Source organism: Candidatus Sulfotelmatobacter sp. (genome assembly GCA_035504415.1).
Lineage (GTDB): Bacteria > Vulcanimicrobiota > Vulcanimicrobiia > Vulcanimicrobiales > Vulcanimicrobiaceae > Vulcanimicrobium.
The window spans coordinates 289,754-303,083 of record DATJRY010000021.1 but is presented as its reverse complement, the minus strand read 5'-3'; the positions used below and the strand labels follow the sequence as shown (position 1 = coordinate 303,083).

13 protein-coding genes are annotated in these 13,330 nt (G+C 67.4%); 3 read left to right on the top strand and 10 right to left on the bottom strand.

Going from position 1 to position 13,330, the window contains the following annotated elements; translation table 11 throughout:
* Window positions 1-1,518: a sugar ABC transporter ATP-binding protein gene (locus tag VMD91_19245; protein ID HTW86216.1), complete on the top strand. Its 1,518-nt coding sequence runs from the start codon at window positions 1-3 to the stop codon at window positions 1,516-1,518.
* Window positions 1,518-2,561: an ABC transporter permease gene (locus tag VMD91_19240; GenBank protein HTW86215.1), complete on the top strand. Its 1,044-nt coding sequence runs from the start codon at window positions 1,518-1,520 to the stop codon at window positions 2,559-2,561. The genes VMD91_19245 and VMD91_19240 overlap by 1 nt, the downstream gene beginning before the upstream one ends.
* A 36-nt stretch (window positions 2,562-2,597) precedes the next feature.
* Here the strand turns inward: VMD91_19240 and VMD91_19235 are convergent, their stop codons facing one another.
* From VMD91_19235 to VMD91_19220, 4 genes are all read right to left on the bottom strand, one after another.
* A complete protein-coding gene (locus VMD91_19235) occupies window positions 2,598-3,140 on the bottom strand; it encodes a phage tail protein (GenBank protein HTW86214.1) in 543 nt (180 codons plus the stop codon).
* A 75-nt stretch (window positions 3,141-3,215) separates the two neighbouring features.
* Window positions 3,216-4,304 (bottom strand): hypothetical protein, encoded by a 1,089-nt coding sequence (locus tag VMD91_19230; GenBank protein HTW86213.1) that lies wholly within the window; start codon window positions 4,302-4,304, stop codon window positions 3,216-3,218.
* A gap of 110 nt (window positions 4,305-4,414) precedes the next feature.
* On the bottom strand, window positions 4,415-5,041 hold the full coding sequence (locus tag VMD91_19225) for a hypothetical protein (protein ID HTW86212.1): 627 nt from the start codon (window positions 5,039-5,041) through the stop codon (window positions 4,415-4,417).
* A complete protein-coding gene (locus VMD91_19220; protein ID HTW86211.1) occupies window positions 5,038-6,069 on the bottom strand; it encodes a radical SAM protein in 1,032 nt (343 codons plus the stop codon). The genes VMD91_19225 and VMD91_19220 overlap by 4 nt, the downstream gene beginning before the upstream one ends.
* A gap of 91 nt (window positions 6,070-6,160) precedes the next feature.
* Between VMD91_19220 and VMD91_19215 the strand changes: the two genes are divergently transcribed.
* Complete coding sequence (locus VMD91_19215; protein ID HTW86210.1) at window positions 6,161-6,580, top strand: DUF5069 domain-containing protein; 420 nt, start codon at window positions 6,161-6,163, stop codon at window positions 6,578-6,580.
* Here the strand turns inward: VMD91_19215 and VMD91_19210 are convergent.
* The 6 genes from VMD91_19210 to VMD91_19185 form a co-directional block, all read right to left on the bottom strand.
* Window positions 6,577-7,776 (bottom strand): c-type cytochrome, encoded by a 1,200-nt coding sequence (locus VMD91_19210; protein HTW86209.1) that lies wholly within the window; start codon window positions 7,774-7,776, stop codon window positions 6,577-6,579. The two genes, VMD91_19215 and VMD91_19210, sit on opposite strands and share 4 nt — an antisense overlap.
* A 13-nt stretch (window positions 7,777-7,789) precedes the next feature.
* A complete protein-coding gene (locus VMD91_19205) occupies window positions 7,790-9,349 on the bottom strand; it encodes a PQQ-binding-like beta-propeller repeat protein (GenBank protein ID HTW86208.1) in 1,560 nt (519 codons plus the stop codon).
* A gap of 168 nt (window positions 9,350-9,517) precedes the next feature.
* A complete protein-coding gene (locus VMD91_19200) occupies window positions 9,518-10,867 on the bottom strand; it encodes an MATE family efflux transporter (protein ID HTW86207.1) in 1,350 nt (449 codons plus the stop codon).
* A 6-nt stretch (window positions 10,868-10,873) separates the two neighbouring features.
* On the bottom strand, window positions 10,874-11,503 hold the full coding sequence (locus VMD91_19195) for a universal stress protein (GenBank protein ID HTW86206.1): 630 nt from the start codon (window positions 11,501-11,503) through the stop codon (window positions 10,874-10,876).
* Window positions 11,500-11,712, bottom strand: coding sequence for a hypothetical protein (locus tag VMD91_19190; GenBank protein HTW86205.1), 213 nt, complete (start codon window positions 11,710-11,712; stop codon window positions 11,500-11,502). The genes VMD91_19195 and VMD91_19190 overlap by 4 nt, the downstream gene beginning before the upstream one ends.
* Window positions 11,696-13,330, bottom strand: coding sequence for an APC family permease (locus VMD91_19185; protein HTW86204.1), 1,635 nt, complete (start codon window positions 13,328-13,330; stop codon window positions 11,696-11,698). The genes VMD91_19190 and VMD91_19185 overlap by 17 nt, the downstream gene beginning before the upstream one ends.

Here is a 13,330-nt window from a genome sequence, read left to right as displayed (position 1 = left end):
GTGAACGGACCGGCCGGCTCGGTGCCGCTGTTGCGGATGACGGGGATCGTGAAGACGTTTCCCGGTGTCCGCGCGCTCGACGGCGTCAGCTTCGAGGTCGCCGCCGGCGAAGTACACGCGCTCGTCGGCGAGAACGGCGCGGGCAAGTCGACGCTGATGAAGATCCTGGCCGGTGCGCAGCCGGCCGACAGCGGTGAGATCGCCATCGACGGCAAGGCCGTCACGATCGACGGGCCGCGAGCGGCCGAGCAGCTCGGCATCGGGATGATCTACCAGGAGTTCAACCTCGTCCCCGATCTGGGCGTGATCGAGAACGTCGTGCTCGGCAACGAGCCGCGCCGCGGTATGTTTCTCGACCGCGCGGCGGCCCTGGCCGAAGCCAAACGCGTGCTGACGGAGCTGCGGATCGCGTTGCCGCTCGACGTCCCCGCGCGCAAGCTGACCGTCGCGCAGCAGCAGCTCACCGAGATCGCGAAGTGCCTGGTGCGCCACGCGCGGCTGATCGTGATGGACGAGCCGACCGCCGCGCTGAGCGACCGCGAGACCGACGCGCTGTTCGCGCTGATCGGCGCACTGAAAGCACAGGGCGTCGCCTTCGTCTACATCTCGCATCGGCTCGAGGAGCTCCCGCGCATCGCCGACCGCATCACCGTCCTGCGCGACGGGCGCGCGATCGAGACGCGCGCCACCGCCGATCTGCCGCAGGACGAGATGATCCGGCTGATGGTCGGCCGGCCGCTCGCCAACCACTTCCCCGACCTCCCGCCGGTCGCCGCCGATGCCAAGGTCGTGCTCGACGTGCGCGATTTGGCGGCCGACGCCGGCGTGCCGATCGCCGAGGTCTCGTTCAGCGTCCGTGCCGGCGAGATCGTCGGCTTGGCGGGGCTGGTCGGCGCGGGTCGCACCGACATCGTGCGCGCGATAGCCGGTGCCGACGTGCCGCGGCACGGCACGATCACCGTGGACGGGACGCGCGTCGTCGTGCGCTCGCCCCAGAGCGCGATCAAGGCCGGCATCGTCCTGATCACCGAGGATCGCAAGGCGCAAGGACTCGTGCTCGGCATGACCGTGCGCGAGAATACGACCCTCGCGCACCTGCGGCAGTACGAGCGCGGCCCGTTCATCGACCGCGCGGCGGAAAACGCGATCGCCGCGCAAGAGATCGCCGAGCTACACATTCGCACGCCGTCCGCCGAGCAGCTGGTGCGCAATCTGTCCGGAGGCAACCAGCAGAAAGTCGTGCTCGCGAAATGGCTGATCGGCCAGGCGCGGGTGTTTCTCTTCGACGAGCCCACGCGCGGCATCGACGTCGGCGCCAAAGCGGAGATCTATGCCTTGATGGTCGAGCTGTTGCGGCAGGGCGCCGCGATCGTGATGGTGTCGAGCGAGCTGCCGGAGGTGCTCGGGATGTCGCACCGGATCCTGGTCGTGCGCGGCGGGCGCATCCGGGCCGAGCTCGCGCGCGCCGAGGCGACGCCGGCGGCCGTCATCGCGGTCGCGACCGGAGTCGCCGCCTGATGTCGACCCAGCAGACCGCCGAGCAACTGACGGTCAACGCCGACGAGGCGGCCAAGAAGCGGCGCCGCGGCGCGCTGCTGCGCACGGGCGGGCTGACGATCGCGCTCCTCGTCGTCGTGGTCGTCGTCAACGCGATGACGCGCGGAGAGTTTCTCACCCCCAGCAACCTGACCAACGTGCTGCGGCAGATCAGCGTCAACGCGATCATGGCCGTCGGCCAGACCTTCGTCATCATCACGGCGGGGATCGATCTCTCGGTCGGCTCGCTGGTCGCGTTGACCAGCGTCGTGATGGCGATCGTCGCGAACGCGGTCCACCTGCCGGCGCCGCTGGCGTTTCTCGTCACGCTGATCGTCGGAATCGCGGTCGGCTGCGCGGCGGGTTGGATCAACGCGCTTCCGGTCGTGCGGTTGAACCTGCCGCCGTTCATCACGACGCTGGCGATGATGCAAGTCGCACGCGGTCTCGCGTACATCCTGGCGAACGGCCAACCGATTCCGCTGGTCGATGCGAGCCCGTACAGCTGGCTGGGCATCAGCGGCATCCTGGCCGGACCCCTCGGGCCGTCCGGCATCCCCTACCAGGTCTTGGTGATGGGGGTGGTCGCGATCGTCTTCGCCATCGTGCTCGGCCGCACGGCGTTCGGCCGCTACGTCATCGCCGACGGCGGCAACGAAGAGGCCGCGCGGCTGGCCGGGATCGACGTGCGCAAGGTCAAGGCGCGCGTCTACATGATCTCCGGCGGCTGCGCGGCGCTGGCGGGCTTGCTGCTCATGTCGCGCTTCGCCTCCGGCTCGCCGCAGAACGGCGTCGGCTACGAGCTGCAGGCCATCGCCGCGGTCGTCGTCGGCGGCACCTCGCTGATGGGCGGCCGCGGTTCGATCGTCGGCACGTTCTTCGGCGCGCTGCTGATCGGCGTGCTCAACAACGTGATGGACCTGCTCAACATCGACTCGTACGCGCAGCTGATCGTCCTGGGCGTGGTGATCCTGCTGGCGGTCGTCGCCGATGAGTTGCGCAAGCGGTATCTGGCCAGTCGCTGAACCGGCCAGATACCGGATGTCGCAGCGCGTCGCGTCTTACTTGTACCGGATGATCCAAAAGACCGACGCGTTGACCGGCCGTGTTTCGCTCCCGCCGAAGCCGTCGACGGTCACGGTGAGCGACGTGGCGCTGGTGTCCACCCAGCCCAGTCCTTCTCGGCCGCCTCGTTCAGAGCCGCCTTGTCCCTGAGGCGCCAGCGATTGGTGCTGGTGCGGGTTCGGTGTGATCGACGCCGGATGGGCGTGCTGCCGAATTTGATCGCCTTCCAGTGATCCGACCGCATCGCCGGCATGGCCGCCGGGAGCGATCGCCGTTCGACTTGCGACGTCCGGATCACGGCCGGCGCCACCATCGACGCCGCGCAGGAAGAGCCCCCGCAGGTCAGGCACGTTGAACGCGTCGACGCCGTCGCCGCCCCACGAGCTCCCGATCGCGTTGAAGAGTGCGGAGTAGTCCAGTGTCGTGCGCTGCAACGAACGACCGTCGCACAAGAGCCAGCCAGTTGCGTTCTCCCAAGCCGCCGTTCCGGGCCCCGGACCAGCAAACGCCGCGATAGTTCCGACCGGTGTGTCAGCCATGTGATCCTCCGAAAAAGAAAGTGATCGTGGATGCGTTCCACGATCACATCATCGATTGCCGCAGGTACAAGGCGGTTACAGTACTACGCTACCGCGCGTCAGGTTCGCGAGATATCGATCCGGGAATGGCGTTGCTCGAGCACGGTTTATCAGATCGTCACGACTTACGAGTTCGGCGTCCACACCTGAATGTATCAAGAGGAACGACGAACCGACCGGCTTCACGAAGGTTGGATAGTACGGTGACGCCGAGTTTGCCGGATCCCATACCCACCTGGCCGACTCGCCTTGCCGCTCATCCATGAGCGAGCTGAGGTCTTCGTCGTGAATATCTAGTGCCGCGATAAACGGCTTGACCAAGGACGCTGTATCGAGTTCCCCGGGCCACGTTCTGCGAAGCGTCGCCCCAAAGAGTTCTCCTTCTCGACAGTCGATACGCGCGGTCGCCAGGACGGTGCCGTCTTGATCGTAAAACTCCACGAGGTAGTAATTCACGCCCATGCGGGCGTCATACGTGGTGTTCGGCCTTGCTTTCGCCGTTGTCGCGTACGCCAAGGAGGCGCTCAGGGGCCCCTTCAACAGGCCGTGCTCCGCGACGCGCTTCCAAGCAACGCCGGCAATGCTCTCTTGCGTGAGCGGTAACGGGGGGACGCTCTCGTCCACTGGCGACAATGCCGGACCGTGTGGATAATTCAATTCCGGGGCGACCACTGCTCGAGATTCGGATCCCTCGCCCCAGTAGAGGTTCTTCCACGCATAGAGAGATGCGTATTCCAGGGGCGAACCGTATCTGCCGCCGAGACCACATGAATCGCTATTTATGTGCGGCGCCGATGGTTTGTAGCTCTGAGACGGCCAGGGATTTTGGAGGAAGAAGCCGCTCACAGCGTGTGCGTTCCCCGGCGGCGAGGCGACGCCGGTGACGGCGACCCAATGCGAAGCGTTCATGTAGATCAAGACCGGTGTAGGCTTGTCGTTGTGGCTCAGTATCGCAGCCAAGGCTGGGAGGTCTTCGTCGGTACCTCCAGAGCTCGGCTGTACGCAGTACGGCGCTCCCGCCAAATCGGTGAGCTTCGCGGCAAGGCGCTCCGGTGGGGCTGCCTCACCATTTGCTCCGGGTATGAAGAGCTGCGGTGGTTGATACGGCTTGTTCAAAGCGTCCAAGACGAGCCGTACGACGGCACCTCCGCAGGCGCTTTCGTCATCTTGCTGATGGTAACGGGAGTCAAACGATATTGGGCCGCCCTGATCGCTTTGCGTAGGAAGCTCCATCGCTACGGCCCTGTGCCGAGCCCGACGCCCATAGGACCGTATACGCCGTTTTGCGACGGCCAGAACAGCGCTGCGCTCGAGTATCCTCTGGGATTCGGGACATGAGCATACGGAGTCGAAATCCAAAGGAGGTCCCACTCGTTGCCGTTCTCGAGCAGCACAAAGGCGACGACACTTTCGGTCATCGCGTTCCAAATGTCCGAATTCTGATAGATCGGTTGATTGGTACTGTCAAAAGCGAGGACGATTTTCGCCGTATCGAAGGTCTTTGACAGGCGCAGCTGCGGCGTGCAGTTGGTCATCCCCTTCGGAAACGCGATCGCCGCGTTCGTTATCGTGTATGGAGTCTTCTGGTATGTCACGCAAAAATCGGCCGTCGTCGCGGCCTGAATCGGGTTCCCCGTCCGGCTCAGGGGGACGTCGCTGAGTGCGACCGCTAGATGACCGGCCGTGCTCGTCGAGTCGGCAGTCCACATCAGCAGCCTACAGTCGAAGGATGGTATCGGCAGACCATATGACTTCAAGTCCGTGCCGTCGATGGAAACGACAAGGTCGGTGATATCGGGCTGAAGGACGGTGGGAGTCGTCTGCGTGGTGGTCTTGGAGAACGCCTTGCGTAGCCAGTTCATGGTGATTCCCTTCGGTGCGAGCGCGAACCGTTGCGGTGAAGCGAGAGCTGAAAATGCGTGGCGAGGTCTCGAGCGATTTCGGCAGCGTGAGCCGAGATGATGGCCATCGATCGCGCGTCCCGCTGTATCGTGGCGCAAGACTGACAAATCGAAGCCGACGGTGGCAGCGTGAAACCCGGCAGGTATCGAGCCACGAACTCGGCGATGCCGGATGGGCCGGCGACGTGCAGCCACATCTTGAACAGCGAATCCGGCGTGTTCGCGATCGCCTCGGCGAGCGTCAGATTCGCGACCGAGGCGATGCGGAGGCGCGGCAACTCCTCCATGGGGTAGCCGCAGCACGCCAGTAGCTCTTGGCGCGGCGTCACCGTCAGGACGTTCATGATCTGCACGCACGGGCCGCTGGCGGCGTCCCCCGCGCCCTCGGCGAGCAGCGCTTCGTGGCTGAGCGCGGCCTGGCCGCGGCCGCCGGCGTCGGTGATCCAGGGATCGGCGCCGACGAACACGAGCTTGCGTGCGATGAGGTCGGCCAGCGCCTCGCGTACGGCGTTCGGGTCGACCGTCGACTGGTCGCAGGTCTCGACCGAGACGCGGGTCAGGATGCCGGCCTCGGCGGCGGCGCGGGCCGCGTGCAGGACGCGGGCCGGTGGGACGAAGCGCTGGTGGAACGTCCCGGTCGAGAGCATCAGCTCGCGCAGGCCGGCTTCGCGCAGCGTCGCGACCCGCGCCATCGCGGTGGGGGCGTCCTTGGCCCAGTAACCGTTGCTCAGCGCGCGGGTGTGGAAGCCGTTCGAGGTCGCGTGGCGGATCAGGTCGTCGAGATCGTCGCCGAGCAGGAACGTCTCACCGCCGCTGAAGCCGATGCGTTGGATCGACGGTACCGCGAGCGCCTCGTCGAGCAGCGCGTGGATGCGCGGGATCGGGATCGCGTCGGTCGCCTTCGGGCCGGCGCCCACGCAACAGTGGTCGCAGGCGGCCGTGCAGCGCCGGGTGGTGAGGATCGAGAGGACCAAAGGCTGGACGAGCACGAGCCTAGCGTGCAGCCTGCCGGTTACAGGTCGGTTACTGTCCCGGCGCCTGCGCGGAGGACGCGTTCGCGGTGGCGGGAACCCCCGCGACATGGGACCGTTGGACCTCACCAAGCAGAAGCCGCGCGGGCCGCGCGAGATGCTGGCCGGGCTCGTCTTCATGCCGCGCACGGTCGACAAGCTGCGCGCGGAACAGCCCGGCGGCGACATGGGCGCGTACCTGAACCGCCCGGACGGGCTGAGCGCCTACATGTGCAAGAAGGTCGGCCTCGACATGGACGATCTGCGCGCGCAGGTCGCGCGTGCGCAGGACGAGGCCGAGCTCGAAGTCTGGCTGCAGGGTCGGCTCGACCCCGTCGCGGTCGCCGAAGTCAATTCGAAGATGCCGCAACTCGGCATTCACAAGCTCAACGACGAGAACGTCGCGCGGGTGAAGCACTATCACCCGATCTTGAACGAGCGGCCCGACCTGGTCTACTTCTTCGACATCTTCGAGGCCGACGAGGCCTAGCGCACCGCGCAGGTGCCCAAGGTCGGATTCGTCGGCTTGACGCTGGTCCCGGATCCGATCTTGATCGCCTTGAAGCCCGGGTTGTCTTTGGTCGGGAACGGCGTCGCCCCGGCTTTGTAGCAGTTCGACGCCATCAAGAACGCGAGCACGTTCGCGTACTGCACCGGCGTCAACGAGCCGGGATTCGAGAACGGCATGTTGTCGACGACCACGGTGCGCACGTCGGACAGGCTCCACTTGTTGATCTGCGCGGTGTGGAGGAAGTCTTTGCCGGCGACCGACGGTCCGGCGGTGCCCTGCAGGTCGGCGCCGTGGCACTGGATGCAGTACTGCCGATAGACGCCGGCACCGGCGTGCGCTTGCGCCGCGGTGAACGGCGGCGTCGCGGTTGCCGTCGCACGGATGGCGACGACGTCGCGGACGCGCTGCAGGCGCGTCGCCGCGGGCCGACCGGCGTCGGCGTGGCGGCAGAGCGAGGCGCTCTCGTCGGCGGAACGCGTGTAGAGCAGCAGCGCACCCGAGCGGACGACGATGCGGCGAATGCTCAGCTCGGCCGGCACGCCGACCGACGCGGCGTGCTCCGGCACCGCGACGTAGGCCAAGTGCTGGCCGACGACGCCATACGCGGGGGTGCGGGTGGGTACGGCGCAGCCGGAGACCGTCGTCGCGCCGCTCGGCACGCCGAGCGTCGTGTTGGCGATCGCGCCGCGCAGGCCGCCCAGCACGCCGTCGTCCGAACCGTGGCCGACGACGAGCGCGAGGTTGGCCAGCGTGCGCGTCAGGTCGGTCTCGTAGTCTTCCATCTCCTTGTCGCCGAGCGCCGCTTGAATGTCGGCGGCGGCGGCGAGGACGTTGGCCTTGGCGCCTTCGACCGCCGGCGTCCAGGCATAGGAGGCCGTCTGGTCGAGCATGTGGTCGAGATGGCCCAGCGTGCCGACCCCGTCCCCGGGATCACCCGCCGAGGCCAGATAGCCGTCGTCATGCCGCCCGACCAGCGCGTTCATCGCACGATGCGCGGCGCGCAGATAGGTGGCATGACCGACGGCGTAGCTGTTCTCGATGTGCACGATCTCCCCGACCGCGGCCCGGATGTCGGCCAGCGCGGCGAGCGCGTCGGCGTGGGCGTCGGGGACCGCTGCCGGAGCCGCGCCGGTACAGGCGAGGACGGCGATCAGTGCAAGGGCGATCGTGCGCATCGAGATGGAACCTCTACAGCGTGAAGGCGGTGATCTGCGCGGTCACCGGGTGCGTGTACGTCCCTTCGAGTGTCGGCGCTCCCTTGCCGAAGCGCGGATCCGCGAAGTTGACACCCGCCGGGCCGTTGGCGACCACGACGTACCGCTTCCCGCCGGCCATGTAGGTTCCCGCAGGCGCCTGGATCGTGTGACCGGTCGCGTAGTGCCAGAGCACGTTCCCGGTTTTCGCGTCGTACGCCGTGAAGTCGCCGTTGACGCCGCCGGTGAAGACGATCCCGCTCGAGGTGGTCAGCGCGCCACCGATTTGCGGGAACGCGAGGTGCTTGCGCCACATGAACTTGCCGGTGCTGATGTCGAGCGCGCTCATCCAGCCGGTGCTCGGGCCGACCAGCGACGGGAAGCCGCCGCCGAGGTAGAACTGGCCGGCGATGTAGGTCGCCGTGCCGTTCGACTTCCAGAGCCCGCACTGGTCGACGCTGGGGATGTAGAACGCGTTCGTCTCGGGCAAGTAGCTCGCGCCGTTGAACTCGACGCCGCCGTTGGTGTTCGGGCAGGCGATGTCGCCGGCGCGATCCGGTTGCGTGTTCTGACCCTTTTGCGTGCTGACCGCGACGTGATAGACGACCTTACCGGTCGCCGCGTCGAGGACGAAGAAGTTGCCGCCCTTGTCGCCGGCCGCGACCAGCTTGCGCGACGCGCCGCCGACGGTGCCGCTGAAGAGAACCGGCGGCATCGCCGGATCCCAGTCGTGCGTGTCGTGCGGGATGAACTGCTGGAACCATTTGATCTTCGGCTTGGCGCCGCTGATGTCGAGCGCGACCATCGAGTTCGTGTAGAGGTTCGAACCCTTGCGGATCGTGCCCAGGAAGTCGGGCTGCGGGTTGCCGCAATCCACGTAGAGCGTGCCGCTCTCGGGATCGATCGCGACGCCGCTCCAGATGGCGCCGCCGCCGCGCTTCCAGGAGTCGCCGGCCCAGGTGTTGTGACCCGCTCGGCCCGGACCCGGGATCGTGTACCAATCCCAGATGCGTTTGCCGGTCGCCTGGTCGAAGGCGGAGATGTACCCGATGCCGCCCCAGTCGCCGTTCGAGGCGCCCAGCAGCAGCATGTTCTTATACGGCACGGGCTGCATCGTGTAGAACGTGTTGGTCAAGTCGTGTGCGGCGACGACGTTCCAGACCACCTTGCCGGTCGCCGCGTTGAGGGCGATCAGGTGTCCGTCGAGCGTCGCTTCGTAGACCTTGTCGCCGACCAGCGCGACGCCGCGGTTGGCCGAGAACGCGATGACGTGCGGATTGTAGTGGAAGTGCCACTTCTGTTTGCCGGTCGCGGCGTCGAGCGCGTAGACGTCGTTGTGCGAGGACGAGACGTACATCGTGCCGTTGTAGACGATCGGCGAGACTTCGAGCGGCCCGCGCGCGTCGATCGGCGCAGTCCAGGCGGTCTTGAGACCGCTGACGTTCGCGGGTGTGATCTCCGACTCGGTGACGTAACGGTTGTCGCTGTAATCGTGAGCGGGCAGAACCCAGTTGGTCGCGTCGGCGGTGGTGTAGTCCGACGACCCTGGACCCATGCCTTGTGCGAGAACGTGAGGAACGAGGCCGAACGCCAGCCCGAGCGATCCCGCGAGCACCCCGGACGTGCGAAGCAAAGCTGCCTTCATTGAGGCCCTCCAACGAAAAGTAAAGATTCCTACACGAAGCGCATTCGGGGATGCAAAGGATGACCCTGCGTCGTGGCATCACGTCGCGATACGGCGTCGCTCCCACGATCCGGAACGCAGCCTTGTCGATGTGACGACCGCGCGCAGCACCCAGCCCATCGTCCACCCGAACGGGACCGACCACAGGCCCCAGTGCAGCACGTCGATGCCGAGCAGGATCCCGCTCACGGCCAGCACGACCATGCCGATTCCCATCACCATCACGAAGCGGGTCTCGCCCGCGGCGCGGATCGGCGCCAGCACGGTCATCGCGTAACCCTTGAGCGGTAACGTTACGCCGACGTGCAACGCGAGCGGGCCGGCGGCCAGCGACGCCAACCCGGCGTTGAGCGTGCACAGCGCCGCCAGTGGCCAGGCGAACGCCGCGACCACGCCGCCGACGAGCGCGCACAGCACCAGCGCGATGCGCGTCGCGGCGCGCTGGAACGCCCACACGCCGGCGTAGTCGCCGGCGCCGATGCGCTGACCGACGATGATCTCCGAGGCGTCGCCCAGCGAGCCCGGCAGCGCCCAGGTCAGGTCGCTGACGAGCGTGAGCGCGCGAAACGAGGCGACGGTCTGCGCACCGTAGGGGGCGAGCCAGAAGATCGTCAGCGGGTCCGGCGCCAGCTGCAGCACCAGGAACACGTACTCGGGCCAGCTCAGCGCGGCCGTCAGCCGTACCAGCGCCGGCTCGATGCGCGCGCTGGCCAGGATGCGCAGCTCCGGGCGGCGGGCCGCCGCGACGAGCGTGTACGCGAGGCCGATGATCTCCGCGCACAGCGACGAGATGCCGGCGCCGGTCAAGCCGAGCGGATGATGCGTCGCGGCGCCGAGCGCCAGCACCAGCACCAGCGGGATGTGCACCGCGTTGATCACCACCAAGAGCCGCATCGCCAAACGGGCGTCGCCGGCGGTCGCGAACGCGACCACGATCATCGCGCCGGCCGCCATCGGGATCAGACACAGCATCCGCAGCTCGAGATAGCGCGCGGCCGCGTCGACCGGCGTCCCGGCCGGCAGCATGGCCGCCATCAGGGGCCGGCCGAACGCGAGCGAGCCGAGCGCGCAGATCAGGGCGATCGCGATCGGCACCACCGCCGACGAGCGCACGATCGTGCCGAAGCGCTCGCCGTTGCCGGCGCCGATCGCTTGTGCGCCGACGATCCGCAAGCCCGTGCCGAAAGCGAACAGCCCGATCCAGAACGCCATGAAGACGCTGACGGCGCCGGTGATGGCGGCCAGTGCCCCGGTGCCGAGCGTGCCGATCGCGATCGTGTCGACGATCCCCAGCAGCTGGTCACCGGCCATCGCCAGCGCCGTGGGCGCGGCCAGGCGTCGCAGCGCCGCGCCGGCGTCGCGATGCTCGATCGCGGCGATTCCCTCCACGGCGGCCTAGTGCGGGGGCGGCACACCGGCCGTGTCGACCGCGGCCCGGCGCACGCCCATCATGCGTCCCATCGGACCCGGCACGCCGATCAGCACGTCGCACTGCGCGCTGGCGGCGATCTGCTCGATCGTACGGCCGAGCGGCGCGCCGCTGTAGCGCCCCTCGCGGTAGGCACCCATGACGATCATATTGGCCTGCTCGCGCTTGGCGATCTCGAGCACCGCCGGTGCGATCTGACGCGCGTGAAGCAACTCGGTGCGGATGGTGACGCCGTTGTGCTGCGCGATCGCTTCGGCGGCCGCCAGCGCCGCGTAGCCACGCCGGTCCTCGTCGGGCATCTGCGCGCCCTGCGCGAGGATCAGCGGCACTTCGATCACGTACAGGGCGAAGAGCTCGGCGCGCTCGCGCCGCGCCAAACGCGCGGCCAACACCATCATGTGCTCGGAGTGGATGTCTTCGGAGAAGACGACCACGATGCTGTCGACCATCTCGGCCAAGGCGTGCTCGGCCTCCGCGGCGACGATGTCGGCGGCCGCCTGCGGCGGATGCAGCATCCAGTAGATCGTCGACACGACGATCGCCACGATCACGATCGCGATCAGCGCGCCGATCGGATGGACCGGGATCAAGGTCACGACCGCTGCGCGCGCCGCCAGCGCACGTACTGCACGATCCGCGTGATCCCCAGCCCGAGCAGGACCACGCCGAACGCGCCGCCGAGGAGCTTGCTCCGCCATGGATCGGCCGCGGCGACGTCGCGCCAGATGACGACCGCGCCCAGCACCAGGAACCCGACGCCGAACGCGCCGCGCGAATGGTAAATGGCATCAGGGGTGACGCGCATCGGTTCTCTCCACGACGGGTCCGGGGGCCTGTCCGCGCTTGCGCAGCGCCGTCATCAGCTCGTCCATCAGGTCGACCTCACCGGCGTCCTTGAGGATGCGCAGCTGTTCGGCGTTCCAGTCGATCTTCCGCGACCCCAGCAGCGGCAGCGCCTTACGCCGCCGGTAGACGAAGTAGGCCACGATGCCGAGGATCAGCCACGAGGGGCCGGCGACGCGCCCGATCGGATGGGTGAGCACGGTGAAGATCAGGATGGAGAAGATGCCCGCGAAGCCGATCACCGCGACGACCGGGAAGCTCACGCGTTCGCCGCGGAACGTGAACGGGAGGTTGATCGGGATGCGAAACTTGCGCGGGCTGAGCGGGTCGTTCAGGCGCAGCGCGATCAGCGCGATGAAGACGAACGAGTAGCTGGTCGCGGCGCCGAACGCGTACAAGTCCGCCAGCACGTCGAGGCCCGCTTCGCCGTGGAAGAAGTGATCGTATGCCGCGCGCAGGCCGGGATCGATCGACGGCAGCGAGGCGAACACCAGCACCGCCAGCGCCAGACCGCAGAAGCTGACGATCGAGACCACCGGCGTGCGGAAGCGTGCGTTGACCCGTTCGAAGACCGAGGGCAACAGCCGCGAGCGGCTCATCGCGTAGGCGATGCGCGAGGCGCCGAAGACGCCCGAGTTCGACGAGATCAGCAGCAAGATCGCCCCCAGGATCGGGACGTAGAGGGCCGCCAGCGCGCCGAAGTACGGAACGTTGCGCGCCAGCACCGCGACGGCCGAGCCGGCGTTCTCGGCGTTGCCCAGGTAGTGGAAGAAGGGCTGCGCGTGACCGTGCGCGTCGAGCGGCACCGGGTGCGCCGGCGTCATGCCGAGGGCGAGGTTCGAGTATGCCAGCGCGTAGACGAGGATGGTGAGGATCAGCCCGATCGAGGTGCGCGGGATGATCGAGGCCGGCCGCTGCGTCTCTTGCGCCGCCTGCGAGATCGATTCGAGCCCGACGAACGAGATGATCGCCAGCGAGGCACCCAGCAGCAGATGGTCGTTGGTCGGCCAGTAGGTCGTCATCGTGTGGACGAGCAGATCGGGATTGAAGGCGAAGAGGAAGCCGAAGAAGAGGATCGAGGTCTCGCTGGCGACGTCGAGCGCGGAGACGATTCCGTTGAACCAGGTCGACTCGCGCACGCCGATCACGTTGAGGATGCACAGCCCGGCGATCAGCGCGAAGACGACGCCGAAATGCGTCCAGGGATGCACGACCAGCGCCATCTCGGGCGCCAGCTGGCCGAGATAGTCGACGCACGACCAGGCGAAGAGCGTGATGTCGATGGTGAAGTCGAGCAGCACGGCCCAGCCGGCGATGAAGCCGAACACGTCGCCCAGCCCGCGCATGACGAAGTATTGACCGCCGCCGGCGACGGGATAGGTCGAGGCCAGCTCGGTGTAGGCCAGCCCGATGCAGATGTAGACCAAGCCCGCGAACAGGAAGGCGACGTTGGAGCCGCCCGCCGCGGCCCCCAGCACCAGGCCCAAGCCCACGAAGATGTCCGCCCCGACGTCGCTGTAACCCCACGAGAACGAACCCCAGGGCGTGACGGAACGCCGGAGCGACGGCTTGGACCGCAT

Excerpts from the sequence above, each read along its gene's own strand:
- VMD91_19240 (HTW86215.1), top strand. The coding sequence starts at position 1,518 with ATGTCGACCCAGCAGACCGCCGAGCAACTGACGGTCAACGCCGACGAG.
- VMD91_19225 (HTW86212.1), bottom strand. The coding sequence starts at position 5,041 with ATGAACTGGCTACGCAAGGCGTTCTCCAAGACCACCACGCAGACGACT.
- VMD91_19215 (HTW86210.1), top strand. The coding sequence starts at position 6,161 with ATGGGACCGTTGGACCTCACCAAGCAGAAGCCGCGCGGGCCGCGCGAG.
- VMD91_19190 (HTW86205.1), bottom strand. The coding sequence starts at position 11,712 with ATGCGCGTCACCCCTGATGCCATTTACCATTCGCGCGGCGCGTTCGGC.
- VMD91_19210 (HTW86209.1), bottom strand. The coding sequence starts at position 7,776 with ATGCGCACGATCGCCCTTGCACTGATCGCCGTCCTCGCCTGTACCGGC.
- VMD91_19205 (HTW86208.1), bottom strand. The coding sequence starts at position 9,349 with ATGGGTCCAGGGTCGTCGGACTACACCACCGCCGACGCGACCAACTGG.
- VMD91_19185 (HTW86204.1), bottom strand. The coding sequence starts at position 13,330 with ATGCGGTCCAAGCCGTCGCTCCGGCGTTCCGTCACGCCCTGGGGTTCG.
- VMD91_19235 (HTW86214.1), bottom strand. The coding sequence starts at position 3,140 with ATGGCTGACACACCGGTCGGAACTATCGCGGCGTTTGCTGGTCCGGGG.